At 71.0% G+C, this 24,333-nt stretch carries 20 protein-coding genes and 1 pseudogene; 7 read left to right on the top strand and 14 right to left on the bottom strand.

Annotated features, from left to right (window positions below; all coding sequences use genetic code 11):
* Positions 1–364: 364 nt before the first annotated feature.
* Both ACZ5WG_RS30245 and ACZ5WG_RS30240 read left to right on the top strand, forming a co-directional pair.
* Entirely contained in the window at positions 365–1,438 is a 1,074-nt protein-coding gene (locus tag ACZ5WG_RS30245; protein ID WP_468727344.1) for a gluconolaconase, read from the top strand.
* A 39-nt stretch (positions 1,439–1,477) separates the two neighbouring features.
* The gene (locus ACZ5WG_RS30240; protein ID WP_468727342.1) at positions 1,478–2,638 is read left to right on the top strand and encodes a Vgb family protein; all 1,161 of its coding nucleotides are present in this window, start codon (positions 1,478–1,480) and stop codon (positions 2,636–2,638) included.
* A 112-nt stretch (positions 2,639–2,750) separates the two neighbouring features.
* On the opposite strand, the gene ACZ5WG_RS30235 is transcribed toward ACZ5WG_RS30240, so the two are convergent.
* The 6 genes from ACZ5WG_RS30235 to ACZ5WG_RS30210 form a co-directional block, all read right to left on the bottom strand.
* Complete coding sequence (locus ACZ5WG_RS30235; protein WP_468727340.1) at positions 2,751–3,188, bottom strand: VOC family protein; 438 nt, start codon at positions 3,186–3,188, stop codon at positions 2,751–2,753.
* 106 nt (positions 3,189–3,294) lie between these two features.
* Entirely contained in the window at positions 3,295–4,311 is a 1,017-nt protein-coding gene (locus tag ACZ5WG_RS30230; RefSeq protein WP_468727339.1) for a LacI family DNA-binding transcriptional regulator, read from the bottom strand.
* The gene (locus ACZ5WG_RS30225; protein WP_468727337.1) at positions 4,299–5,900 is read right to left on the bottom strand and encodes a glycoside hydrolase family 13 protein; all 1,602 of its coding nucleotides are present in this window, start codon (positions 5,898–5,900) and stop codon (positions 4,299–4,301) included. Before ACZ5WG_RS30225 ends, ACZ5WG_RS30230 begins: the two co-directional genes overlap by 13 nt.
* Positions 5,901–5,975: 75 nt before the next feature.
* Positions 5,976–6,833 carry a sugar ABC transporter permease gene (locus tag ACZ5WG_RS30220; RefSeq protein ID WP_468727335.1) on the bottom strand — a complete coding sequence of 286 codons (858 nt, stop codon included), beginning with the start codon at positions 6,831–6,833 and terminating at the stop codon, positions 5,976–5,978.
* Positions 6,830–7,858, bottom strand: a complete 1,029-nt coding sequence (locus tag ACZ5WG_RS30215; RefSeq protein ID WP_468727334.1) for a carbohydrate ABC transporter permease — start codon at positions 7,856–7,858, stop codon at positions 6,830–6,832. The genes ACZ5WG_RS30220 and ACZ5WG_RS30215 overlap by 4 nt, the downstream gene beginning before the upstream one ends.
* 8 nt (positions 7,859–7,866) lie before the next feature.
* The gene (locus ACZ5WG_RS30210) at positions 7,867–9,138 is read right to left on the bottom strand and encodes an extracellular solute-binding protein (RefSeq protein ID WP_468727333.1); all 1,272 of its coding nucleotides are present in this window, start codon (positions 9,136–9,138) and stop codon (positions 7,867–7,869) included.
* 222 nt (positions 9,139–9,360) lie between these two features.
* Between ACZ5WG_RS30210 and ACZ5WG_RS30205 the strand changes: the two genes are divergently transcribed.
* The 4 genes from ACZ5WG_RS30205 to ACZ5WG_RS30190 all read left to right on the top strand — a co-directional run bounded on the left by ACZ5WG_RS30205 (position 9,361) and on the right by ACZ5WG_RS30190 (position 14,039).
* Positions 9,361–10,989: a glycoside hydrolase family 13 protein gene (locus ACZ5WG_RS30205; RefSeq protein WP_468727331.1), complete on the top strand. Its 1,629-nt coding sequence runs from the start codon at positions 9,361–9,363 to the stop codon at positions 10,987–10,989.
* A 26-nt stretch (positions 10,990–11,015) separates the two neighbouring features.
* Positions 11,016–12,062 carry a LacI family DNA-binding transcriptional regulator gene (locus ACZ5WG_RS30200; protein WP_468727329.1) on the top strand — a complete coding sequence of 349 codons (1,047 nt, stop codon included), beginning with the start codon at positions 11,016–11,018 and terminating at the stop codon, positions 12,060–12,062.
* 68 nt (positions 12,063–12,130) lie between these two features.
* Positions 12,131–13,018: a phosphatase PAP2 family protein gene (locus ACZ5WG_RS30195; protein WP_468727326.1), complete on the top strand. Its 888-nt coding sequence runs from the start codon at positions 12,131–12,133 to the stop codon at positions 13,016–13,018.
* A 124-nt stretch (positions 13,019–13,142) separates the two neighbouring features.
* Positions 13,143–14,039, top strand: a complete 897-nt coding sequence (locus tag ACZ5WG_RS30190) for an immunity 49 family protein (RefSeq protein ID WP_468727324.1) — start codon at positions 13,143–13,145, stop codon at positions 14,037–14,039.
* 24 nt (positions 14,040–14,063) lie between these two features.
* On the opposite strand, the pseudogene ACZ5WG_RS30185 reads toward ACZ5WG_RS30190, so the two are convergent.
* The 6 genes and pseudogenes from ACZ5WG_RS30185 to ACZ5WG_RS30160 form a co-directional block, all read right to left on the bottom strand.
* Positions 14,064–14,753, bottom strand: a pseudogene (locus ACZ5WG_RS30185) (amidohydrolase family protein); the annotation flags it as partial.
* 168 nt (positions 14,754–14,921) lie between these two features.
* Positions 14,922–15,566 (bottom strand): hypothetical protein, encoded by a 645-nt coding sequence (locus tag ACZ5WG_RS30180; RefSeq protein ID WP_468727322.1) that lies wholly within the window; start codon positions 15,564–15,566, stop codon positions 14,922–14,924.
* Positions 15,567–15,579: 13 nt separating this feature from the next.
* Complete coding sequence (locus ACZ5WG_RS30175; RefSeq protein WP_468727320.1) at positions 15,580–16,467, bottom strand: HAD family hydrolase; 888 nt, start codon at positions 16,465–16,467, stop codon at positions 15,580–15,582.
* 101 nt (positions 16,468–16,568) lie between these two features.
* Positions 16,569–17,738: a hypothetical protein gene (locus tag ACZ5WG_RS30170; protein ID WP_468727318.1), complete on the bottom strand. Its 1,170-nt coding sequence runs from the start codon at positions 17,736–17,738 to the stop codon at positions 16,569–16,571.
* Positions 17,735–17,992 (bottom strand): DUF397 domain-containing protein, encoded by a 258-nt coding sequence (locus ACZ5WG_RS30165; protein WP_468727315.1) that lies wholly within the window; start codon positions 17,990–17,992, stop codon positions 17,735–17,737. Before ACZ5WG_RS30165 ends, ACZ5WG_RS30170 begins: the two co-directional genes overlap by 4 nt.
* Positions 17,989–18,837, bottom strand: a complete 849-nt coding sequence (locus tag ACZ5WG_RS30160) for a helix-turn-helix domain-containing protein (RefSeq protein WP_468727313.1) — start codon at positions 18,835–18,837, stop codon at positions 17,989–17,991. Before ACZ5WG_RS30160 ends, ACZ5WG_RS30165 begins: the two co-directional genes overlap by 4 nt.
* 344 nt (positions 18,838–19,181) lie before the next feature.
* Between ACZ5WG_RS30160 and ACZ5WG_RS30155 the strand changes: the two genes are divergently transcribed.
* The gene (locus ACZ5WG_RS30155) at positions 19,182–20,018 is read left to right on the top strand and encodes a helix-turn-helix domain-containing protein (protein ID WP_468727311.1); all 837 of its coding nucleotides are present in this window, start codon (positions 19,182–19,184) and stop codon (positions 20,016–20,018) included.
* 13 nt (positions 20,019–20,031) lie between these two features.
* Here ACZ5WG_RS30155 and ACZ5WG_RS30150 read toward each other — a convergent pair whose 3' ends face one another.
* Together ACZ5WG_RS30150 and ACZ5WG_RS30145 are read right to left on the bottom strand one after the other, a co-directional pair.
* Entirely contained in the window at positions 20,032–20,772 is a 741-nt protein-coding gene (locus ACZ5WG_RS30150; protein ID WP_468727309.1) for a dienelactone hydrolase family protein, read from the bottom strand.
* Positions 20,773–20,959: 187 nt separating this feature from the next.
* Positions 20,960–23,947: a bifunctional [glutamine synthetase] adenylyltransferase/[glutamine synthetase]-adenylyl-L-tyrosine phosphorylase gene (locus ACZ5WG_RS30145; RefSeq protein WP_468727307.1), complete on the bottom strand. Its 2,988-nt coding sequence runs from the start codon at positions 23,945–23,947 to the stop codon at positions 20,960–20,962.
* Positions 23,948–24,333 lie beyond the last annotated feature (386 nt).

Raw genomic sequence — 24,333 nt, 5'->3', positions numbered from 1 at the left:
CCGGACAGCCGGGCCGCGTAGGGCCCGGCGACGCCATCCCGCGCCCACACGGCCGGCCCGGTCCGCGCCGCCGGCAGGCGATGCATCCCGCCACTTCCTCACATCCCGCGATCACGAGAACCGCCCGAAACCACAGATCCGGCCACATTCCGCGCCCACGACTGCGCAGGTGGCGGCAGGCAGGCCGGTCGGGCGCCCTGTCGAAGAGTGATCAAGCAGGTGATCAACAGGGTCTGTCTCGATTTCGCCGCATGGCCATTTCTGCATAGTGGTTACCCGGCGTCACCCACGTAGTTTCACCCTGCACCCGGAGGGGCCGCAACAACAATCATTCGGTTCTGCAACGTAAGGAAGCCTCAAGAGTATGTCGGCAAGCAGCATGAAGAGCGATGTGGGCAAGGCTTATATCAACGATGTATTCATGCGCCACCCGCTCACCACACGGAACCAGGAAGAGCTCGAAATCGCCGCCAAGGCCGATGCCATCCTGAAGCGAAATCAACTGAGGAACGTACTGAAAAGGACACCCGAAGGAGGGGGAGAGCCGATCAGCCCCATCGGGTTTTCCTTGAACAAGGTCCGGTACGGCGGATTCCCGCTGGAGGAGACGACGGCACACGAGCGCGGGTGGCGCGCGTACATGAACATGGGCGTACCGGTCATAGAAGAGCGGAGCGACATCACCCAGCCCCCGCCCGACATGATCTCCAAGCAGACGTACATCAATGGAACCGACCCCGTAAAGATCACCGTGACGGACACGGTCGAATTCTCCATATCGAACACCATCAGCTGGTCGCTCCAGGGGGAGGTGAAGCTCACCTTCGGGGCGAAGTCCACCGCATCACTGCAGCAGCAACTGCAGAAGAGCATGGCGATGCAGCAGTACCAGAAGACCACCCTGAAGAACAGCAAGGACAACCAGGGCGTCGACACCGAGTCCCAGACGGACGCGACGAGCACGACCACATCCACGAGTTCCGCCACGGGCACCGGGGAATTATGGGCGGATCTGGCCCTCGGGATCACGGGTTCCGTCAGCGGTTCGCTGACCACCGAATGGAAACACCAGTCATCCGTCAGCCTGGAAGTCATGAGCCGGGCGGACGTCATGGCCACCACCCGGCGTCAGGTGAGGCAGTTCGACTACGAATTCCCGGTCACCTTCGGCGGGTGGGTCGCCCTGTACTACCCGCGTCCGGTGGCGGTCAAGGAGACTCCCCCGCAGGCCAAGGACCCGAAGTACTCCCGGGTCATCGCATGGAAACTCGGCGACTCCACCGAGGACGGCAGCAATTTCGATCTGGCCGACGAAGGCAAGCGGTTCCTGCAGAAGGGGGCGGCCGAAATCGTCGCCGTCCGCACCGGGGAACACCGGGTCTTCCAGCCTGAAACTCTTGATTACGAGAGCCAGAAGCAGCCTCTCTACAAGGCGTGACCGACTCTATATCAGCCGGCCAGATCGGGAGGAATACCCATGTCTTTTGAAAACATCTTCGACAGTGGCGGAAGCGAAGCGAACTCCGCCAAACAGTCCGCTGAATCCCTCAACAAGGACACTCCGGGCGCCGGAGACGTCTCGGAGGCGGTACGCAAACTGGAGAGCGAGCGCGACCCGTGGCTCGTGCGTCAGACCGCGCACGGGGCGTTCGACGTCATGGGGTTCATCAACCCCCTCTTCCAGAAGATCAATCAGGCATCCGCGGATCAGCGTCAGGTCACCGGGAACCCCGCCTCCACGTCCGGCATGGCCTCGTCGACCCTGAAGGCGGCCGGGCCGCCCCGGCCGAACATCAGCGACGAAGACATGCCGAAGCTCGAGGACTTGTCGAAGCTGATCGGCAACAGGAGGGGCTACGCCCTGCTCACGACGGGTCTGGGCACGTCCGAAGGCCTCGCGGTGGACCCGGCGCAGAACACCGCGTACGTCGCCGACCGGGGCGGCCAGAAGCTGTCCGCGGTGAAGATCGCCACCGGCGCGCAGCGCGTGGTCGCGATCGGCCTGGGCGACATCTGCGATGTGAAGCTGGACGGCAAGGGCAAGGCCTACGCCGCCGACTACGGCAGCGGGCGCCTGCTCGCGGTGGACCTGTCCACCGGCACCTCCAGCACGGTCGCCAGTGTCCCGGGCGCGTACGGCCTCGCGCTGGACGGGGCGGGCAAGGCCTACGTCGTCAGCCACAGCGAGGGGAAGCTGACAGCGGTCGACCTGCAGAACGGGCAGAAGACCACGGTCGCCACCGGCCTGCCGGTCGGCGTCTCCGCAGTGGCGCTGGACGGCAAGGGCAAGGCGTACGTCGGCCAGAAGGACCACGGCGGCAACCTGTACGAGGTCAGCCTCGCCGACGGCACGAAGCGCCTCGTGACCACCCTGCCCGGGGCGAGCGCCATGCGCATGGAGCTCACCGGCGACGGCAAGGCGTACGCCATCGACCATCTGAACGGCGGGCGCCTGTACGAGATCACCCTGGCCGACGGCGCGCAGCGCGTGGTGGCCAGCGGCCTGGCGACCTGCGAAGGCCTCGCGCTGGACACCGCCAACGGGCAGATCTACGTCAGCAACCGCGAAGGCCAGCTCTGGCAGATCGTCCAACGCGCCGCGCAGCCCCTGGGCGGCGTCGGCAAGGTCGTGGCGTAGCAGTCCTTCACGGCAGGGCGGGCATGAGCAAGTCGCTGCTCATGCCCGCCCGTGTCGTGTCCGTACGCGAACTGCACCGGTCGGCTCGCGGAGGTGCCGCGTTCGCGACCGCTCAGTCGAGGCAGAACTCGTTGCCCTCGATGTCCTGCATCAGCAGGCACGACTCGTTGACGCCATCGGCACGCAGCAGTTGCCCGCGCACCGCGCCGAGCGGGACCAGTCGTGCGCATTCGGCCTCGAGCGCGGCCAGCCGCTCTTCACCCACGAGCCCGGTGCCGACCCGCACATCGAGGTGCACCCGATTCTTGACGGCCTTGCCTTCGGGGACGCGCTGGAAGAACAGCCGGGGGCCCACACCCGAGGGATCGGCGCATGCCGAGAACGCCGGACCCCGATACCCGGGCGGCGTTGCGCGATCGAAGTCGTCCCAAGTGGCAAACCCCTCCGGTGGCGGCGGGGCGGCGTACCCCAACACCTCGGACCAGAAACGGGCGACGCGCTCGGGTTCCGCGCAGTCGAAGGTGATTTGGACCTGCTTGATCGACGCCATCGGCCCATCATAGGGGCGGGTCTTTCACCGCCTCCGCGGGCCAGCCGGATCCGGCGCCGCCCTGCTCCGGCCGCCCCGGGGCCGGCCGGAGCAGGGTTCAAGGCCCCTACTCCCCCGGCCCCTGCCCCGTCGAGCCGCGGACCACCAGTTCCGGCTGGAACACGTACTCCGTGCGCTGGACCGGGGTGCCGCCGACCGCCTCCAGGAGGGCGCCGACCGCCGCCGTCGCCATCGCGCGGACCGGCTGGCGGATCGTCGTCAGCGGCGGGTCCGTGAAGGCGATCAGCGGCGAGTCGTCGAAGCCGACCACCGACACGTCCTCCGGTACCCGCAGCCCCCGCTCACGCACCGCGCGGATCACGCCGAGCGCCATCGGGTCGCTGCCGCACACGATTCCGGTGCAGCCGCGGTCCAGCAGGGCTCCGCCCGCCGCATGGCCGCCCTCCACCGTGAACAGCGTGCGCTGGATGAGCCCTTCCGACTCCGCATCCGGCACGGCGGCGACGAACCCCTGCTCCTTGCGGGCCGAGGGGACATAGCGCGTCGGCCCTATGGCCAGGCCGATCCGCCGGTGCCCCAGGTCCGCCAGGTGACGTACCGCCATGTCCGCCGCCGCCCGGTCGTCCGGCGAGATGAACGGGGCGTTCACGTGCTCGTTGAAACCGTTGATCAGGACGAAGGGGACATTTCTCGCGGACAGCCGCTGGTAGCGGGACGGGTCCAGCGTCGAGTCCGCGTGCAGGCCGGACAGGAAGACGATCCCCGTGACCCCCCGCTCCTCGAGCTGCTCCACCAGCTCGTCCTCGGTGGCCCCGCCCGGCGTCTGCGTGCACAGCACCGGCGTGTACCCGTGGCCGGCCAGCGCCTGCTCTATGACCTGCGCGAACGCCGGAAAAATGGGGTTGGTGAGCTCCGGGATCAGGAGCCCCACCAGCCCGTTGCTGCGCCGCCGCAGCCGCACGGGCCGCTCGTAGCCGAGCAGGTCCATGGCGGCCAGCACCTTGTGCCGGGTGCCGGCCGCCACGCCCGCCTTGCCGTTGAGCACACGGCTGACCGTCGCCTCGCTGACCTGGGCCTGCGCGGCGATGTCCGTCAGCCGGAGCGGGGAGGTCACCCCTGCCACCACACCGCCGTGTCGGCCCCGAGCACTCCCGGGTCCGCCGCGTCGCCGCTGGTGAGCAGCACCGTGCCGGACGGGGACATCTTCACGGGCTCGCCCGTCGTGTTGACCGTGCAGACGAAGTCGCCGCGCCGGAACGCCAGCACGCCCTCCGGCGCCTCCAGCCACTCCACCGCGTCGCCCGCCCCGAGAGCATCGTGCTCCCGGCGGATCCGCAGCGCCGCCCGGTACAGCTCCAGGGTCGAGGCCGGGTCGCCGGTCTGGGCCTCCACGCTCAGGCCCGCCCACTCGGCCGGCTGCGGCAGCCAGCTGCCGCCGTCACCGAAGCCGTACGGGGCCCGGTCGCCCGACCACGGGATCGGCACGCGGCAGCCGTCGCGCAGCCCGTCCTGGCCGTTCTCCTTGAAGAAGGAGGGATCCTGGCGCACCTCGTCCGGAAGGTCGGTCACCTCCGGCAGGCCGAGCTCCTCGCCCTGGTAGACGTACGCCGAGCCGGGCAGCGCCAGCATCAGCAGCGCGGCGGCCCGCGCCCGGGCCAGGCCCTGCGCCCCGCCGCCGTACCGCGTCACGTGACGTACGACGTCGTGGTTGGACAGCACCCACGTCGTCGGTGCCCCCACCGGGCGCATCGCGTCGAGCGATTCGTCGATGGCGCCGCGCAGCGCGGCCGCGTCCCACCCGGTGTTCAGGTAGTGGAAGTTGAACGCCTGGTGCAGCTCGTCGGGGCGCAGGTACAGGGCCGTACGGTCCGCGCTCGGGGTCCAGGCCTCGGCGACGCCGATGCGGTCTCCGGCGTATTCGTCCAGCACGGTCCGCCAGGAGCGGTAGATCTCGTGGACGCCGTCCTGGTCGAAGAAGGGCAGCACCTGGTTGCCGAGCAGCTTGAGCTGCTCGTCGCGGCCGAGGTCGGGCAGGCCGGGGGCCTTGACCAGGCCGTGGGCGACGTCGATGCGGAAGCCGTCGGCGCCGAGGTCGAGCCAGAAGCGCAGGATCGAGCGGAACTCGTCCTGGACGGCCGGGTGTTCCCAGTTGAAGTCGGGCTGCTCGGGGGCGAAGAGGTGCAGGTACCACTCGCCGTCGGCGACGCGCGTCCAGGCGGGCCCGCCGAAGATGGACTCCCAGTCGTTCGGCGGCTCGCAGCCGTCGGCGCCCCGCCCGGGGCGGAAGTGGAAGCGTTCGCGCAGCGGGGAGCCGGGGCCTTCCCGCAGCGCCTGCTTGAACCATTCGTGCTGGTCGGAGCAGTGGTTCGGAACGAGGTCCACGATGATCCGCAGGCCCAGCTCATGCGCTTCGCGGATCACGGCGTCGGCGTCGTGCAGGGTGCCGAACATGGGGTCGATGGCCCGGTAGTCGGCGACGTCGTAGCCGGCGTCGGCCTGCGGGGAGGCGTAGAACGGGCTGAGCCAGACGGCGTCGACGCCCAGCTCCTTGAGGTAGGGCAGTCGGCTGCGGATTCCTTCGAGGTCCCCCATGCCGTCCCCGTTGGAGTCGGCGAAGCTGCGCGGATAGACCTGGTAGATCACCGCTTCTCTCCACCAACCGGGCCGGGTGCCGGTGGTGGTGGGAAGTGCGTCGGCGAGGTGCTGGGTCATGTCGTCCTTGGAGAGATCGGGCCGGGGGTGAGAGGGGGCAGGCAGGGGGGTCAGCCCTGGGTCGCGAGAGGGGCGTCAGCCCTTGGTCGCGCCTGCCGTCATCCCGGCGACGAGGTGACGCTGGGCGAAGAGGAAGAAGATGGCCGCGGGGATGGCGATGAGCACCGAAGCGGCACTCATCGCACCCCAGTTGGAGGTGTACTGCGTGACGAAGGTCTGCAGGCCCCCGGCGAGGGTGAGGTGTTCGTCGCCGACCATGAAGGCGGAGGCGTACGCGACTTCGCCCCAGGCGGTGATGAACGAGTAGAAGCCGGTGACGGCGAGGCCGGGCTTGGCCAGCGGGAGGATGAGGCGCCAGAAGGTGCCGAAGGGGTTGAGCCCGTCGACCCGGCCGGATTCGTCGATCTCGACCGGGATGGTGTCGAAGAAGCCCTTCATCATCCAGGCGCAGAACGGCACCGCGATGGTGAGGTACGTGATGATCAGGCCGAGCGGCTGGTTGAGCAGCCCCAGCTGTCCCATGAGGTTGTAGAGCGGGACGATGAGGATGGCCATCGGGAACATCTGCGTGATGAGCAGGGTCCACATCAGCGGCTTCATGCCGGGGAACTTGAACCGGCTGACCGCGTAGCCCGTCGTGGCGGCGATGAACACACCGAGGACGGTGGTGATGCCGGCGACGAGCACGGAGTTGCCGAACCAGGTGAAGAAGGAGGTCGACTCCACCAGGTAGCGGTAGTTCTCGAGGGTCGGTTCCTTCACGAAGTCCGTGGAGATGGCGTGCTTCGCGGGCTTGATCGAGGTCAGCAGGACCCACAGCACCGGGAAGACGGCGATCACGGACGCGACGATCAGGGTGGCGTGCAGTCCGGTGGAGGCGAGCGGGGAGCGCTCACCCCGCTTGCGTACGGAAACGTCGGTCGTCACGGTCACCACACCTCTCCCTGCTTGCGCAGCGAGCGCCGGTAGACCAGCGCGAAGATCATGAGCAGGGCGAGGATGAGCACGCCCCAGGTCGCGGAGCCCGCGAAGTCGCGCGGGCTGGACACGAACGCCTCGCGGAAGGCCTGGGTCACCAGGATCTCGGTGGAGTCGCCCGGTCCGCCCCGCGTCAGCAGGAAGATCACCGGGAACATGTTGAAGGTCCAGATGGTGGAGAGCAGGATCACGGTCATGCTCACCGTGCGCAGCCCGGGCAGGGTGATGTGCCGGAACCGCTGCCAGGCCGTGGCGCCGTCCATCTCGGCGGCCTCGTAGAGCTCGCCGGGGATGGACTGCAGCCCGCCGAGCAGGGCGACCATCATGAAGGGGACGCCGAGCCAGACGTTGACGGCGACGACGGAGAACTTCGCCCAGGTCGGGTCGTCGAGCCACGGGACCGCGGAGATGCCGCCGCCGTCGAGGATCTTGTTGAGGATGCCGCTGTCGCGGTTGAAGAGGAACCGCCAGGCGAAGACGGAGACGAAGCCCGGGACGGCCCACGGCAGGATGAGCGCCATCCGGTAGGCGGCGCGGCCCCGGAAGTCCCGGTTGAGCATGTTGGCCAGGGCCAGTCCGAGCGTGAAGGTGATCGACACGCACAGGACGGTCCACATCACCGTCCACACCAGCCGCTGCAGGAACACCGGGTCGGCCAGGACGTCCGCGTAGTTGTCGAGGCCGACGAACTTGTACGTGGCCTCGATGTGGTTGGCGCCGATGGTACGGGCGACATTGCGCTCGTTGGCGTCGGTCAGCGACAGGTAGATGCCGCGGAAGAGCGGCCAGCCGATGATCACGCCGAGGACGAGCACCACCGGGGCGACCATGGCCCAGGCGTACCAGTGGGTGGCCAGGGCGCGCCCCAGTCCACCGCGCTTCGCGCTGTCAGTCCTGCGGCTCCGGCCGCGGGCGGCGACGGTGTCTTCCCCGTCGCCGCCCGCGGCCTTCGCCACCGACTGGCTGGTGTGAGCAGCCATCGTCTTGTCTACTTCCAGCCCTTGAGGATCTTGCGGAACTCGACGCCGGCCGCCTTGGCCGCGTCCTCCGGGCTCGAGGCCCCGGTGATCGCCTTGGTGTACTCGACCTTCAGCGGCTCGAAGAGGGAGCCGTTCTCCGGGATCCAGGCGCGCTCGACGGCCTTGTCCACCGCCGGCTTGAAGAACTGGACCATCTCGCTGGACTTGACGTCGGGCTGCTCGTAGGCGGCGGTCCGCGTCGGGAGCAGGCTGAGCTCCTTGGTGGACTGCACCTGCACGTCCTGCGAGGTCATGTACTCGACGAAGGCGTGCGCGGCGGCGCGGTTCTTGGAACCGGCGTAGACGGCGAGGTCGTGGCCGCCCTGCGGGGCGCCGGCCTTGGCGGAGCCGGCCGGGACGGCGGCGACGCCGAGGTTGGCCTTGTCCTTGAACTGGTCGCCGGCGTAGGTGTCGGCGACGGCCCACGGGCCGTTGATCATCATCGCGGCTTCGCCCGACTTGAAGGCGGTCTGCATGTTGACCCAGCCGTCCGTGGCGTTGGTGATCGCCGCGCCGGAGGTGACCAGGTCACGGGCGGTCTTGAACGCCTTGACGCCGGCCGCGTTGTCGACGGTGACCGTCTTGGTCTTCGCGTCGACCAGGTCGCCGCCCTCTCCGTAGATGAGGGGGAGGAACCAGTAGGAGTCGTCGCCGCGCAGGTAGAGGCCTGCCTTGCCGGTCTTCGCCTTGATGGCGGCGGCGGCGGTCTTCACCTCTTCCAGCGTCTTGGGGGGCTGGACGCCGGCGTCGGCGAGCATCTTCTTGTTGTAGAAGAGGCCGAGGGTGTCGATGACCTGCGGTACGGCGTAGGTCTTGCCCTCGAACTTGCCGCTGGCCGCTGCCTGCGGCAGGAACTCGGCGTCGACCTTCTTGGCCGTCTCGGCCGGGACCTCGTCGAGGTAGCCGAGGGACGCGAAGTCGGCGACCCAGCCGACGTCCGCACGGATCACGTCAGGGGCTTCGGAACCGCTGCTGAAGGCGTTCTTGACCTTGTTCTGCGCGTCGCCGTACGGGACGTTGACGTACTTGACGGTGACCTTCGGGTGCTTCGCGGTGAACGCCTCGGCGATCTTCTGGAAGCTGGCCTTCTCGGCGTCGTTCGAGGTGTCCCACCACGTGACCGTGCCGGAGAGCTCCCCGCCGGCCTTGGTCTCACCGTCGCCCTTGGTGTCACCGCCGCAAGCCGTAGCCGCGAGCGCCAGGGTCGCGACCAGCGCGGTGGCCGCTATGCCACGCCGCATATGAACTCCTTCGATGATCCCGGCCGCTCCCTCGCGGTCCCGAGTTGCAGGGAACGTAACAAGCCTGAAAGCCGACCGAAAGAGCTTGCGGCAATTTTCTGCAAGTCGGGCCGATCGTTACATCCGTGTGTCCTGACGGTTGCCGCTGCTTGCTGGTTGTTCGAACTTCCTTCGGGTCATCAGGCCCGCAACCAGGGGGCATGTACCCGCGTTGACACCGGTATGACCCATGAGCTGACCGCATCCCGGCTTGCAAGCGCTTCCAGCAAGACGACCGCAAGCGTCGGCTGGTGGCGCGATGCCGTCATCTACCAGGTGTACGTACGGTCCTTCGCGGACAGCGACGGCGACGGCATCGGCGACCTCCGCGGGGTGCGCTCGCGCCTGCCCCATCTGGCCCGGCTCGGGGTCGACGCCGTGTGGCTCACCCCCTTCTACGTCTCCCCGCAGGCCGACGGCGGCTACGACGTCGCCGACTACCGGACCGTCGATCCGCTCTTCGGGGACCTCTCCGACGCCGACGAGCTCGTCCGGGCCGCCCACGCGCTGGGGCTGCGGGTCATCGTGGACGTGGTGCCCAACCACACCTCCGACCGGCACATCTGGTTCCGGGAGGCCCTCGCCGCGGAGCCGGGGAGCCCGGCCCGGGCCCGGTACCACTTCCGCCCCGGGCGCGGCCCCGGCGGGGAGCGGCCGCCCAACGACTGGGAGTCCGTCTTCGGCGGGCCCGCCTGGACCCGGACCCCGGACGGCGCGTGGTACCTGCACCTCTTCGCGCCCGAGCAGCCCGACCTGAACTGGGAGCACCCCGAGGTCGCGGAGGAGTTCGCCTCCGTCCTGCGCTTCTGGCTCGACCTCGGCGTCGACGGCTTCCGCATCGACGTCGCCCACGGCATGGTCAAGGCCTCCGGCCTGCCCGACATCGGCCGCGGCGCCCAGGCCACCCTGATCGGCACCGAGCCGCTCCCCTTCTTCGACCAGGACGGCGTCCACGAGATCCACCGCTCCTGGCGGCGGCTGCTCGACTCCTACCCGGGCCCGCGCATCGGCGTCGCCGAGGCCTGGGCGCCGACCTCGGAGCGGCTCGCCCTGTACGTCCGGCCCGACGAGCTGCACCAGGCCTTCAACTTCCGCTTCCTGAACTGCCCGTGGGACACCCGGGCGATGCGGACCGTCATCGACGAGTCCCTGGCCGCCACCGCCTCCGTCGGCGCCCCCACCACCTGGGTGCTGTCCAACCACGACGTCGTACGCCATGTCACCCGCTACGGCGGCGGCGCGCAGGGCCTGGCCCGGGCCCGGGCCGCCGCCCTGCTGATGCTCGCCCTGCCCGGGTCGGCGTACCTCTACCAGGGCGAGGAGCTCGGCCTGCCCGAGGTCGCGGACCTCCCCGACGCCGTACGCCAGGACCCCGCCTTCCTCCGCACCGCCGGGCAGGACGGACTGCGCGACGGCTGCCGGATCCCGCTGCCCTGGTCCGGCGAGGAGCCCCCGTACGGGTTCGGCCCGGCCGGCAGCTGGCTCCCGCAGCCCGCGGACTGGGCCCCGCTGAGCGTCGCCGCCCAGACCGGCGACCCCCACTCCACCCTCGAGCTGTACCGCGCCGCCCTGGAGCTGCGCCGCGCATTGCCCGGCCTCGGCTCCCCCGACGCGGGCCCGCTGACCTGGCTGCCCGCCCCCGCGGACGTCCTCCTCTTCACCCGGCCCGGTTTCGCGTGCACCCTCAACAGCCGGTCCGGGCCGCTCGAACTGCCCTCGCCGGGGCGCCCTGTACTCTCCAGCGCGCCGGTGGAGACGGACGGCCGGACCGTGCTTCTGCCGCCCGATGCGTGCACGTGGTGGGCTTTGTGAGCCGGGGACCGGTACAGTCCAATCCCGTGACCGCACGGCTAGCCGACATCGCAGCCCAGGCGGGGGTCAGCGAAGCCACAGTCAGCCGCGTGCTCAACGGCAAGCCCGGTGTGGCCGCAGGCACCCGCGAGTCCGTGCTGGCCGCGCTCGACGTGCTCGGCTACGAGCGTCCCGTCAAACTGCGCCAGCGCAGCGCGGGGCTCGTCGGCCTGATAACCCCCGAGCTGGACAACCCCATCTTCCCGGCGCTCGCCCAGGTCATCGGCCAGGCGCTGACCCGGCAGGGGTACACGCCGGTGCTGGCCACGCAGACGCCCGGCGGGTCCACCGAGGACGAGCTCACCGAGATGCTGGTCGACCGGGGGGTCTCCGGCATCATCTTCGTCTCCGGTCTGCACGCCGACACCACGGCCGACATGGGCCGCTACGACCAACTCCGCGGGCAGGGCGTTCCGTACGTCCTCATCAACGGGTTCTCCGACAAGGTGCAGGCCCCCTTCGTCTCCCCCGACGACCGCGCCGCGATGCAGCTCGCCGTGACCCACCTGACCGCGCTCGGGCACACCCGGATCGGGCTCGCGGTCGGACCCAAGCGGTTCGTGCCCGTCCTGCGCAAGATCGAGGGCTTCCGGCTCGGGATGAAGGAGCGGCTCGGCCTCGACGAGGCCGAGATCGAGGAGCTCATCCAGCACTCCCTCTACACCCTGGAGGGCGGGCAGGCCGCCGCGGCCGCGCTCATCGCGCGCGGCTGCACGGCCATCGTGTGCGCGAGCGACATGATGGCGCTCGGAGCGATCCGGGCGGCCCGGCAGCAGGGGCTGCGGGTGCCGCAGGACGTCTCGGTCGTCGGCTTCGACGACTCCCCGCTCATAGCGTTCACCGATCCGCCGCTCACCACCATCCGCCAGCCCGTGCTGGCCATGGGGCAGGCGGCGGTCCGCACGCTCCTGGAGGAGATCGGCGGTACGCCGGCCCCGCACAGCGAGTTCGTCTTCCTGCCCGAACTGGTGGTCCGCGGATCCACCGCCTCCGGTCCGCAGCAACATAGGGGACCGTCTCGTCCCCAGGGGTGAGCAGCTGCGCCGGAGACCCTCCCGAGGGATGATCGAAGGCGAGAACGCATCTGGCAGACTCTTTCCCCATGGGTGAATCGAGCGTGAAGACACTGGAAACCCGGACGGAAGCCTCGTCACCCGACGTGACCGAGGACCAGACTCGTCCGGGCGATCAGCGCACCCATTTGTCCCGGTTGCGAGCCCCGCGCCGGCCGCGGATCTGGTTCGAGATCCTGCTCATCGGGGTCAGTTACTGGACGTACTCGCTCATCCGCAACGCGGTTCCCGAGCAGAAGGCGGACGCCCTCGCGAACGCCGACTGGCTGTGGGACCTCGAGCGCACCCTCGGGATCGCGGTGGAGCAATCGGTCAACCACGCCGTGAACTCGGTGACGTGGCTGATCGTCGGCATGAACTACTACTACGCCACGCTCCACTTCATCGTGACCATCGGCGTCCTGGTCTGGATCTACCGCTTCCATCCGGGGCGCTACGCGGCCACGCGCCTGGTCCTCTTCGCCACCACGGGCGTGGCCCTGGTCGGCTACTACTTCTTCCCGCTCGCGCCGCCCCGGCTGATGAACGGGCAGAACTTCGTCGACACCGTGCTGGTCCACCACACCTGGGGCTCCATGGCCTCCGGCAACCTCAAGCACATGTCGAACCAGTACGCGGCCATGCCCTCCATGCACATAGGGTGGTCGCTCTGGTGCGGGCTGACGATCTTCGCGGTCGCCTCCGCCCCCTGGGCCCGGATCCTGGGCCTGCTCTACCCGACGGCCACCCTCGTGGTGATCGTGGCCACCGCCAACCACTTCTGGCTGGACGCCGTGGGCGGCATGCTCTGCCTGGCGTTCGGCTACACGGTCTCGCGCAGCTGGTACGGCTCGCTGCCGCACCGGCTGCCGCGCGAGCCCGAGCACGCGGGACCGCACCCGGCGTCGGCCATGCTGAACCGCTTCCGCAGGGCCTGAACCCCACCGGCGGGCCGCGCCACGACTGCGCAAAGGGAAAAGCGCCTCGGCGGGCACGCGGCGCGTGATGTCAGTGGCTGTTGTTGGCGTGCGCGTGTCCAGCAGAAACGATCAAGGAGGCGGCGTGCAGGACGTGAAGCGGCACGAGGTCGGCGGGCACCGGATATCCAAGGCCCTCGAGGACGTCACCGGACGGACCTACGACCGCTGGCACGGGCTGCGGTTCGGCGGCGGGCTGTCCTTGAAGGGGCTCCACGAGACCCGCGACGACCTCCTCGACCACGTCGGCGCGCAAACGCTGGAGGATCCCGGGCTGACCGGAGCCGTCGTACGCCGTGTGCTGCTGACGGCCGCCGAATGCGCACTCGGGGAGCTCACCCTCGGCTGCTCCCCCAACGGCGACTTCGAGGTGCCTTTGCCCCTGCTCGACGAGGAGCTCAGCAGCATGGACATCTCGTTCGGCGACGCCGTCGACCAGGCGCCCACCGCCCGGACCTGGCTGGACGCCTTCGCGCTGTGCGTGGCCAGCGGGGTGATCCGGGAGCGGGACCGGGTGATCGGGCTGCTGCTGCGGGAGGACTTCGCACCCGCCCTCCGCGACGGCGTGCCCTACTCGCCGCTCGACTCGCACTCCGATCCGGCCGAGCTCGCCGAGATGGACGCGCTGTGCCTCTACCTCACGCGGGCGGCCGGGCACCTGCCGCGGGACTGGCCGGACGCGACCCTCTGCAAGCCGGACGCCGTCGCGCGCGCGGAGGCGGCCCGCCGACTGGACGGTCTCGGCGTGCTCACGCCGGACCAGCGGCTGCTGCGCGTCCTCCTCGACGACGACCAGCCTGCCTTCGAACGCACCCTGGCCGGGAACCTCGCAGGCCACCGCGAGGGCGCCGGCCCCGACGCGCCCGCTCGCACCCTGTTCCCGGCCGGCACGATCGCCGTGGCCGCGCTCGCCGTCCAGGTCCACGGCTGGCGGCTCGGCGTCACCTCCGCCTATCTCCCGCAGAGCGTCCTGCACGCCTGACCGTCGCCCGCCGGAAAGCGCCCGCTACGGCTCCCCGCCGTACGTGATCCGGCCGCCCGACATCGTGAGCCGGACCGGGGCCTCGGCCAGCTCGTCCGGGGCGGTGTCCACGGGGTCGAGCGCGAACGCCGTCAGGTCCGCCCGGAAGCCGGCCGCGATCCGGCCCGCCACCTGCTGCTCCCCGGCCGCGAGCGCGGCGTGCGAGGTCATGCCCTCCAGGGCCATCGATCCCGTCAGCGCGGGTCCGGCGGCGGCCGCGCCCAGCGGGCTGCGGGCGATGGCCAGGACCCGGCGGGCGTCGTGGTGGGCGATGGGCCAGTCGGAGCCCAGGGCGAGCACGGCCCCCGCGTCCCGCAGGTCCCGACAGCGCCAGGCCCGGGCCGCGCGGGCCGTACCCAGCCGTTTCGACCACTCGTCGCTGTGGTCGGCCCGGGTGTACGCGGTGTGCGGCGGCTGCATCGAGGCGATCACCCCGAGCTCGGCGAACCGCTTCAGCTGGTCGTCCGGGACGGTCTCGATGTGCTCGATCCGGTGCCGCATCCGGGCCTGCCCGCCCATCGAGGCCACCGTGTCCAGGACGTGCCGGACCGCCGCGTCGCCGATGGCGTGGGTCGCCGTACGCACCCCGGCCGCGTCGAGGGTCCGGACGGCCGCCGAGTAGGCCTCGGGGTCGGGCCAGAAGGCGTCCGTGCCGCGGCCGTGGCAGTCCGCGTGCCAGTCGCGTACGTCGGCCTCCTCGCCGACGGCGAGGATCTCGCCGCCGCGGACCGCTACCGCGCGGGCCTCGGGGCGGCCGGGGTCGAGGGTGCGGACGCGGGCTCCGGTGAGGACGGTGTCGGCACCGGGCACGGGGCTTCTCCTTCGGGTCGCGGTGAAGCCCGGTCAGTTCGGGGTGGGCCAGGTCCGCAGGAGCTTGCGGGCGGCTCCGCTGTTTCCGAGCTGGTAGACGGCGACGGCGGCCGGGCGGACGGTGAAGGCGTCGAACGGCTCGGCCTCGATGGCCTCGAGGTCGTCGAGGGTGGCGAAGCCGACGGTGATGTGGGCGGTGTACCGGCCGGGCCCGATCTGGGCGGGGACGTAGCCGTCGACCCAGTCGAGGGTGCTCTGGCTGATGGACTCGCCGGGGTCGGTGACGAAGGCGGCGGGCGTGCCGCCGGACCCGGTGAACGGGGTGATCGCGGCCAGCAGCGCGGCCTGGAAGGCGAGAACCTGCGGACCGGGTCGCAGCAGGATGACCGCGAGGCCTTGGCCGGGCACGCCCCAGTCGGCGTGTCCGATGGCGACGGCCCGGTAGGAGAGGGTGCTCGTGTCGGTCGCGGCCAGGGTCCGGTGGACGGCGTCGTACGCGTGGTCCAGGTCGGTGGTGCGGACGTAGCGCTGGAGGGTGGTGACGTGCGGTCGGTGGGAGGCGTCCAGCGCGAACCCGTCCGGGACGCTCTCGCGCATGCGGGCGTTCCAGGCGTGGGCGCGGCGCAGGGTCGTCTCGTCCGGGTCGACGAGCACGTCGACGGCGGTCAGGTCGTTCAACGCGTCCTCCTGGTCAGAACAGGGTCGTCCAGTCGTTCTTCATGCTCACGACGGTCCAGCCGAGCTGTTCGGCCGCGGCGAGCGAGGCCTCGGCGCCCTTGGTGTAGGCGTACTCGCGCTGGTCGTCGTCGTGGCGGACGAGCAGGGCGAACGCGGCGCTGGCGAGCATCTCGATGTCGACGTCGGCGTTACCGCCCGCGAAGGCGGGCAGCCTGCCGGTGTGGGCGAAGATGTGCTCGGGCTTGCCCGGCCCCAGATCCAGGCCGCCCAGGAGCTCGCGGGAGCGGACGATCCTGCCGCCGGTGTAGGTGTAGGCGGCCGCTGAGCCGATCACGTTCTCCTTCGGGATCCCCCAGGTCTCCTCGGCGAAGACGCGCATGAAGTCGCGGCCGCCGCCCGAGCACACGAACACCCTGAACCCGTGGCCCCGCAGGAGGTCGAACAGCTCCAGCATCGGCCGGTAGACCAGCTCCACGTAGGGGACGCCGAACCGCGGGTCCCGCACCGTCCGGGTCCACTCCCGCACCCGCGCGTCGAACTCCTCGGGCGTCGTGCCCGCCCACGAGCGGGCGAACGCCTCCAGCAGGGTCGCCACCGTCCCGGGCTCCTGCGTCGCCAGGCCCTCGAAGAAGCCCTGGTCCCGTTCCGCCAGCGCCTTGTACGGCTGCCGCTCCGCGAGCGGAGGATCGGCCCTCACCTCCTCCTCCCAGGTGCGGAAGACGAAGTCGAACTGCGGGGGCAGCGGCTGCTCGACCCACAGCGTGCCGTCGTTGTCGAACGTGGCGATCCGGTCGGCCGGCTCGACGAACGCAGCACCCGGTGTCGTCGCCCTGTGGACGTAGTCCAGGACCGCCTGCCTGGCCGGGCCCTCGTTCCAGCTCGACAGCACCTGCTCGGTCACGGACCACTCCTCGGCTCGGACTCGGAGATCGCGTCGTTTGCGAACGCCGACGCAACGGCGTCCATGAGGCAATGGTCGCTCCGGACGGCGGCGGGCGCTTTTCAGGAGCGGGGACGCGCTGCGGCGCCCGGCCCTCGCCACCTCTGCAGGAGTCCCCGCCGGGCAGCGGGCACGGGCGCCGGTACGGGGCCGGCCACGCCCGCACCCATCCGCGCCAGGGCCTCGGTGAGGGTGCGGACATAGGCCTCGTCGGCGAGGATCCGCACGCCGTCGTAGGGGTGGCTGAGACGTTCCTTCGCTGCCAGGATCCGGCGCAGCAGGGGCGCCGACGCGGCGGCCGGGGCGCCGATCGCGCCGAGACGGCGGACGGCTTCCGGGGTCGGCATGGCCGGGTGCCCGGTCCAGTCCGGGTCCACCTCCGCCAGCAGCACCGGCACGGCGGTTTCCGGATCCCCGGTGATCCGCCAGTACGCGTGCGCCGCGGCGACCCGGGTCCACGCGCCGGGGGATTCCATCAGGCCGCGCACGGTGTCCGCGTGCGCGGCGGCCAGCGGGCCGAGATCGGCGAGGAAGGGCAGACCGTGGCCGGCGGTCCCGGATCCCACGGCCGCGCCGCACACGTCGAGGGCGAGCGTGGGGTCGCCGGTGACCCGCCAGTGCGCCCAGGCGGCCCGCCGCTGGTGGAGGCGGCTCGTCTGTGGGGCGTGGCCGGTGGCGTACGCGGCCAGCCGGTCCGCGGCCATGGCGGCCGGGGGTCCGATCCGGCCGAGGACGCGCAGGGCGTCGTAGGCGTACGGCGACTCCAGGCACCGGACCGCCTCGGGCACGGCGGGCGCGGCGGCCGGACCCCAGCAGGCGAGGAGTTCGAGCACGAAGCCCGCCCGGTACTGGAGCGACTCTCTCCGCAGGCCGGGCAGGATCGCGGGGAGCAGCTCCTGGGCGGGCAGCGCGGCGATGGGCGGGGCCCAGGGCCGGTTGTGCGGGAGCCGGTCGTCCTCCGCGATGCGCCTGAGGGCGGACAGCGCCCGGAGGTCCCCCATCCCGGCGAGGGCGAGCGCGAGCTCCTCGACGTTCCCGAGCCGCGTGGCGAGGGCCTTGGCCAGCCGGTCGGCGTGCCCGGAGACGGCGGAGCCGGCCTGGGCCACCGCCTTGGCCGCGTCCCAGCTGCTGCCCAGGGGATTGCAGGCGGCCCTGACGACTGCTTCCCAGCACTCCGGATCCGGCCGCCGGTAGCGGATGACGGCCTTGACGGCCGAACCCGGGCGTCTCACGCGGTGGCGTAGGTGACGAACCCGTCCCAGGCCCCCGGAGCGACGGCCAGCCGCCCGCCGTCGGGCCGCTTGGAGTCCCGGACGAGGATGGTCCCGGCGGTCCGGGCGACCTCGACACAGTCGTTGCTGCTGCTCGCGCTGTAGCTGCTCTTGGTCCAGGCGACCTCGACGCAGTCGTTGCTGTCGCTGGCGCTGTAGCTGCTCTTGACCCACATCAGTGCGGAAAGGCCGCTGCCCGAGGGCTTGATGCTCATGTCTCTCCCAGCACTTTCTCGATGAACGCTCGTGACTCCCGTGGACTGAGAGCCTGCGAACGGATAATCCCATACCGCAGTTCGAGGATTTGGATCTCCTTGGGGTCAGTGACCAGCCGGCTGAGCAACTGCGCTTCGACATAGCCCACCGTCGATCCGTCCATCAGCTTCAGCACCTGGATCTGGCCTCCCATCCCGGCGTGGTCCTCGCAGACTGTCGGCATCACCTGGACCTCGACGTTGCGCAAGGCGCTGATGTCCAACAGATGCTCCAGCTGCCTACGCAGCACACCCTGTCCACCGAGCCGCCGCTCCAGGATCACCTGCTCCAGCACGAAGGTCAGCGCAGGGGCAGGTTGCCGATCAAACATGCGTTGGCGAGCCATGCGCGCCGAGACGTGGCGCTCCACTTCGTCCGCCGGGAAGGCCGGCCGTCGGATCTCGTACAGTGCCCGCGCGTACTCCTCGGTCTGCAGCAGTCCGTGGAGGTTGTGGTTCCCGTAGGCGCCGAGCTCAACCGCTTGGGATTCCAACTTGGCCAGATCCCGAACCTTCTTGGGGTATCGGGCCTTTTCGACGTCCATCTTCATCGCGGCGATCTTCCCGCCCGCGCCAAGAACCTCGTCCGCCTTGTCCAGGAACTCCGGACGCGGAATGCGGGTACCACTCTCGATCTTGCGGGTCAGGTCCGCCCCGTAGCCCATCTGTTCAGCGAAAGCGGATCGGTCGAGTCCGGCCGCTTCCCGCCACATTTTCAACTGGCGTCCCACCGCCGCGACGACCGCCCCGGATTCGTCCTCCGGATCGAGTGCCCAGCTCGACTCATCGGTGCCCTCTGCGCTCACTGCCACCTCCGTTGCCCTGCAACTCCCTTCAGGCTACGCACGGATGACCGCACCGAGGTGCGAGAGCAGGAAAGTCCGATTTCACCGGATCGAGGTCTCTACGACCCGGTGGAGCGATAACCGGTGACGCTCGACGCCTAAAGACAAACAACCGGGGGAAATGACCTCTCCTCACCTCCCCCTCCCCTCTCACTCGGACGGGTGAATCACCCCAACCCGGCTGGCGCATATGCCAATCCGTCGGGCACGCTGGCCCCCGACAACCCCATAAACGCAATTCGGCCCTCGCACGGGACGCCAATCCCGCCGAGGGCCTGACCAAGAGAAGGCTAGAGCCCCTTCCCATGGCTGATCAGCAGTTTAGCGCGCCCACGCGCGCCTCGTCGGGCATCCGGCACATCAACCACGACCACCGCCGCGGCTACGTCAAGATCGGCAACCACCTCGCCCAGCACCGCGAGTTGAGCATGTCGGCAATCGGTCTGGCCACGCACATCCAGTCCCTCCCGACGGGCGCGAAGGTCACCATCAAGGCCCTCGCCGATCGTTTCCCGGAGGGCGAGGTCCGCATCGCCGCCACCCTGCGCGAGCTGGAGGAACACGGTTACCTGGCCCGCTACCGCGAAAGGCTCCCCACCGGTCAGATCGTGACCTGCACGGTCTCGTTCAACAACCCGCCCGCGAGGTCGACGCAGGAAATCCGCGAGCCGTACGTCCCGGCAACCGCCGCACCCGAGCCGGAGTCGGCCGACACCCCGGAACCGGCCCCCGAAACCGCCCCGGCCGCCTCCGGAGCCGAGCTCCAAGCCCGGGAACTGCTGGCCCTGTTGCGGCTGCGCGATCCGCGGCTGGTGCTGTCCGAGCGGGACACCGTACGGCTGGCGCCCGCCGCGGCGGTGTGGCTGGAGCGGGGGCTGGCCCCGAGCGCCGTCGCCGCCGCCCTGACCCGCTCGCTGCCGATGGTGCCGATCCATTCCCCCGCTGCGCTGCTCGCCCACCGCCTGCGCGAGCTGGTGCCGCCCCGGCTGCCGGAGCCCGGGGCGGCAGGCTCCGTACCCCCGGACCGCGAAGTGCATCCGCTGCGCACGTGCGACGGCTGCGAGCGCGCGTTCCGCTCCCCCGTCCCGGGCCGCTGCCGCGGCTGCCGCCCGCCGACGGGATCGGCGGCGGCAGCCGCTTAGGCAGCGGCCGGCCTCACCTCAGGTGTCGGGTGAAGAACTGGGCCGCCGCTTCCCCCGCGAACTGCGGAACGCCGCTGTGCCCGCCGAGATGGGCGTGCAGGGACTTCTCCTCGGAGCCGAAGGCGTCGAACAGGTCCAGGGCCGCCTGCCGCTCGTTCCCTTCGTCGTCCCACTGCAGCAGGACGTGCAGCGGAATGGTGACCTGCCGGGCCTCCTCGAACATGGCGCGAGGCACGAAACTCCCGGCGAACAGAACGGCCGCCGAGATGCGGGGCTCGACCGCCGCCAGCCGGATACCGATGGAGATCACTCCCCCCGAGTACCCGACCGGTCCGCCGATCTCGGGCAGCGAAAGGAGGGCGTCCAGGGCGGCCTGCCATTCCGGGACCGCCTTGTCGACCAGCGGGAGGACGAGGGCGTCGACGATCTCGTCGCCGACCGGCTCGCCGGCCTCCATCGCCCGGCGCAGGTCGGCGCGGGCCTGGTCGACGGCGGGCCAGCGGGGCCGGTCGCCGCTTCCGGGGAGCTCGATGGTGGCCGTGGCGAAGCCCTCCGCCGCGGAGTGCCGGGCCCGGGCCACCAGTCGGGGGTGCATCCTTCGCAGCCCGAGGGGAGGGTGGCCGAGCAGGATCAGTGGCGCCGGTGCGGATGCGGATGCCGATGCGGGTGTCCACAGGATGCCGGGGATCTCGCCGAGGGCGAATTCGCGTTCGAGGACGCCGCCGTCGAGGCGCTGCTCTGAAGTGAAATGCATGGTCGTGCCTTTCGGGAGTGCACTGGAACGGCGCTCCCGGACGACCTGCCTATCGCCCGACCGTGACCCCGGAGGGGAGCACCCATGTCGATACTGCGTTCACGGGTACCACCTCCTCGTTCTCTCGCACGGCCTCCGGAAAGGTAACAGCGGCCGCGGTGGCCCGCCAAACGAATTTTCCCGGTTCTCAGGCTCCGTAGAAGAGGTCGTCCACGACCGCTCGGGCGCGGCGCGTGATGCGGCGGTAGTCGTCGAGGAGTTCGCCGACCGTGCCCTCCGCGTAGCCGAGGTAGCGGCCGACGGCGGCCAGTTCCCGGGCCTCCGAGGGGAAGGTGTCCCCGGCGCGGCCGCGGACCAGCATCACCGCGTTGCGGACCCGGGTGGCCAGTACCCAGGCCTCGTCCAGGATCTGCGCCTCCTCGGTCGGGATCAGCCCGGCCGCGTGGGCGGCGGCCAGGGCCTCGCGGGTCCGGGTGGTGCGCAGGCCGGGCTCCGACCAGGCGTGCCGCATCTGGATCAGCTGGACGGTCCACTCGACGTCGCTGAGGCCGCCGCGGCCGAGCTTCGTGTGCAGGGTCGGGTCGGCGCCGCGCGGCAGCCGCTCCGACTCCATGCGGGCCTTGAGCCGGCGGATCTCCCGTACGGCGTCCTCGCCGAGGCCCTCCGCCGGGTAGCGCAGCGGGTCGATCAGTTCGAGGAAGCGGGCGCCGAGCTCGGTGTCGCCCGCGACCGGTTCGGCGCGCAGCAGGGCCTGGCTCTCCCAGGTCAGGGACCAGCGCCGGTAGTACGCGGCGTACGAGGACAGGGTGCGCACGAGCGGGCCGGAGCGGCCCTCGGGGCGCAGGTCGGCGTCGATGAGCAGCGGCGGGTCGGCGGTCGGGAGTTGGAGCAGCCTGCGCATCTCGGCGATGACGGTCTGGGCGGCCTTCGCGGCTTCCTGCTCGTCGACGCCCTCGCGGGGTTCGTGGACGAACAGGACGTCGGCGTCGGATCCGTAGCCGAGCTCGTGGCCGCCGAAGCGGCCGACGCCGATGATCGCGAAGCGGGTCGGCAGCGTCTCGCCCCAGTGGTTGCTGACGGCGGCGCGCAGGGCTCCGGCGATGGTGGCGGCGGTGAGGTCGGAGACGGCGCTGCCGACCCGGTCGACGAGGGCTCCGGGGTCCTCCTCGGCCGGGCTGTCCTCCGTACCGTACGAGCGGATGATGTCGGCGGCGGCGGTGCGGAACAGCTCGCGGCGGCGGACCCCGCGGGCCGCGGCGACGCCGGCCTCGGCGCTGTCGGCGCGTCCGACGGCCGCGAGCACCTCCTGCTCCAGGGCCTCGTGCGTACGGGGCTGCAGCCCTTCGGGGTCGCCGAGCAGGGCGACGGCCTCGGGGGCGCGCATCAGCAGGTCGGGGGCGAGCCGGCCGGCGGACAGGACGCGGGCCAGGTTCTCGGCGGCGGCACCCTCGTCGCGCAGCAGCCGCAGGTACCAGGGGGTCTTGCCGAGGGCGTCGGAGACCTTGCGGAAGTTCAGCAGGCCGGCGTCCGGATCGGCGGAGTCGGCGAACCAGCCGAGCATGACGGGGAGCAGGGTGCGCTGGATGGCGGCCTTGCGGGTGACGCCGGAGGCGAGGGCTTCGAGGTGGCGCAGGGCCGAGGCCGGGTCGGCGTAGCCGAGGGCTTCGAGGCGCTGGCCGGCGGCGCGCGGGGAGAGCCGGGTCTCGCCGGGGGTGAGCTGGGCGACGGCGTCGAGCAGCGGCCGGTAGAAGAGCTTCTCGTGCAGGCGCCGGACCACGGAGGCGTGCCGGCGCCAGGCCTTGTTGAGCTCGGCGACAGGTTCGGTGCGCAGGCCGAGGGAGCGGCCGAGGCGGCGCAGGTCGGCCTCGTCCTCGGGGACGAGGTGGGTGCGGCGCAGCCGGTAGAGCTGGATGCGGTGTTCCATGGCGCGCAGGAAGCGGTACGCGTCGTTCAGCTGGGCGGCGTCGGTGCGGCCGACGTAGCCGCCGGCGGCGAGGGCGTGCAGGGCGTCGAGGGTGGTGCCGGAGTGCAGGCCGGCGTCGCTGCGGCCGTGGACGAGCTGGAGCAGCTGCACGGCGAACTCGACGTCGCGCAGGCCTCCGGGGCCGAGCTTGAGTTCGCGGTCGACCTGGGAGGCGGGGATGTTGTCGACGACGCGGCGGCGCATCTTCTGGACGTCGGCGACGAAGTTCTCGCGTTCGGCGGCCTGCCAGACGAGGGGCGTTATGGCGTCGATGTACTGGGCGCCGAGGTCCGGGTCGCCGGCCACGGCGCGGGCCTTGAGCAGGGCCTGGAACTCCCAGGTCTTGGCCCAGCGCTGGTAGTAGGCGAGGTGGGAGGCGAGGGTGCGGACGAGGGGGCCGTTGCGGCCCTCGGGGCGCAGGTTGGCGTCGACGGGCCAGATGGTGCCTTCGATGGTGGTCTCGGAGCAGATGCGCATGAGGTGGGAGGCGAGGCGGGTGGCGGCCTGGACGGCCTTCGCCTCGTCGGCTCCGTTCGGCGCGTCGCCGACGAAGATGACGTCGACGTCGGAGACGTAGTTCAGCTCGTTGCCGCCGCACTTGCCCATGGCGATGACGGCGAGCCGGCAGGCGGCGGCGTCGTCGGGGGCGGCGGCGGACGCGATCCGCAGGGCGGCGCGGAGGGTTGCGGTGGCGAGGTCGGCGAGCTCGGCGGCGGTCTGGGCCACGTCGATGGTGCCGCAGACGTCGCGGGCGGCGATGGAGAGCAGGCAGCGGCGGTAGGCCACGCGCAGGGCGATGGGGTCGTGGGCTTGGCTCAGCCCCTGCTCGAACTCGGCGAGGCCCGGATGCAGGTCGGCGGCTTCGTAGGTGACGAGCGCATGCCAGTCGCGGGGGTGGCGGGCAAGGTGGTCGGCGAGCGCCTCGGACGCGCCGAGCACGCCGAGGAGGCGGTCGCGGAGGGGCTTGGCGCTGACGAGGGTGTCGAGGAGGACGGGCCGTTCGTCCTCGCTCTGCGCCTCGGCGAGCCGGACGAGCCCGAGGAGGGCGAGATCCGGATCGGCGGTGGCCCCGAGGGCGTCGAGGAGCACCGGGTCGGTGCGTACGGAGGCCAGCGCGTCGGAGTCGAGCAGCCGCGCCGCGGCCGAGGGGTCGGTGAAGCCGCTGCGCAGCAGCCGGATGAAGGTGCTGCTCCTGCGTCCCGGGACTGTCATCCCGCCGCCTCCCGCGTACGTCGCCGCCACTGCCCAAGCGTGCCTGGAAGGAGCCTAGCCGGAGCAGGCGTTCGACTCACCGGCGCGGGTGAACACGTACCATGGGGCGGATTGTCGGATTATCTGAATACTTATTCGGAAGGTCCCAATCCGCTTACCTGCCCTTCCTCCGGGCCCGCTCCCCGCCCGACCGCCCCCAAGGACCCACATGCCCGACGGACACCCCGCCCCGGGCCCCTGGCTCCCCGACGCCCCGGGAGCCTCGCAGCACCCGGGACAGGCCGGACCGTCGTGGCACCCGGCGGGCGGACCGTCGTGGCACCCGGGACAGGCCGGACCGTCGTGGCACCCGGCGGGCGGACCGGATGGGGGTCCGGCGGGCGGAC

It is taken from the genome of Streptomyces sp. NPDC032745 (assembly GCF_055579465.1).
The sequence above is the reverse complement of the archived record's forward strand: the minus strand, read 5'-3'. Positions and strand labels throughout refer to the sequence as shown.

Coding starts and splice junctions, on each gene's coding strand:
- ACZ5WG_RS30245 (WP_468727344.1), top strand. CDS start 365: ATGTCGGCAAGCAGCATGAAGAGCGATGTGGGCAAGGCTTATATCAAC.
- ACZ5WG_RS30165 (WP_468727315.1), bottom strand. CDS start 17,992: ATGAGCATCAAGCCCTCGGGCAGCGGCCTTTCCGCACTGATGTGGGTC.
- ACZ5WG_RS30225 (WP_468727337.1), bottom strand. CDS start 5,900: ATGACCCAGCACCTCGCCGACGCACTTCCCACCACCACCGGCACCCGG.
- ACZ5WG_RS30235 (WP_468727340.1), bottom strand. CDS start 3,188: ATGGCGTCGATCAAGCAGGTCCAAATCACCTTCGACTGCGCGGAACCC.
- ACZ5WG_RS30210 (WP_468727333.1), bottom strand. CDS start 9,138: ATGCGGCGTGGCATAGCGGCCACCGCGCTGGTCGCGACCCTGGCGCTC.
- ACZ5WG_RS30150 (WP_468727309.1), bottom strand. CDS start 20,772: ATGCATTTCACTTCAGAGCAGCGCCTCGACGGCGGCGTCCTCGAACGC.
- ACZ5WG_RS30195 (WP_468727326.1), top strand. CDS start 12,131: ATGGGTGAATCGAGCGTGAAGACACTGGAAACCCGGACGGAAGCCTCG.
- ACZ5WG_RS30240 (WP_468727342.1), top strand. CDS start 1,478: ATGTCTTTTGAAAACATCTTCGACAGTGGCGGAAGCGAAGCGAACTCC.
- ACZ5WG_RS30215 (WP_468727334.1), bottom strand. CDS start 7,858: ATGGCTGCTCACACCAGCCAGTCGGTGGCGAAGGCCGCGGGCGGCGAC.
- ACZ5WG_RS30145 (WP_468727307.1), bottom strand. CDS start 23,947: ATGACAGTCCCGGGACGCAGGAGCAGCACCTTCATCCGGCTGCTGCGC.
- ACZ5WG_RS30205 (WP_468727331.1), top strand. CDS start 9,361: ATGACCCATGAGCTGACCGCATCCCGGCTTGCAAGCGCTTCCAGCAAG.
- ACZ5WG_RS30155 (WP_468727311.1), top strand. CDS start 19,182: ATGGCTGATCAGCAGTTTAGCGCGCCCACGCGCGCCTCGTCGGGCATC.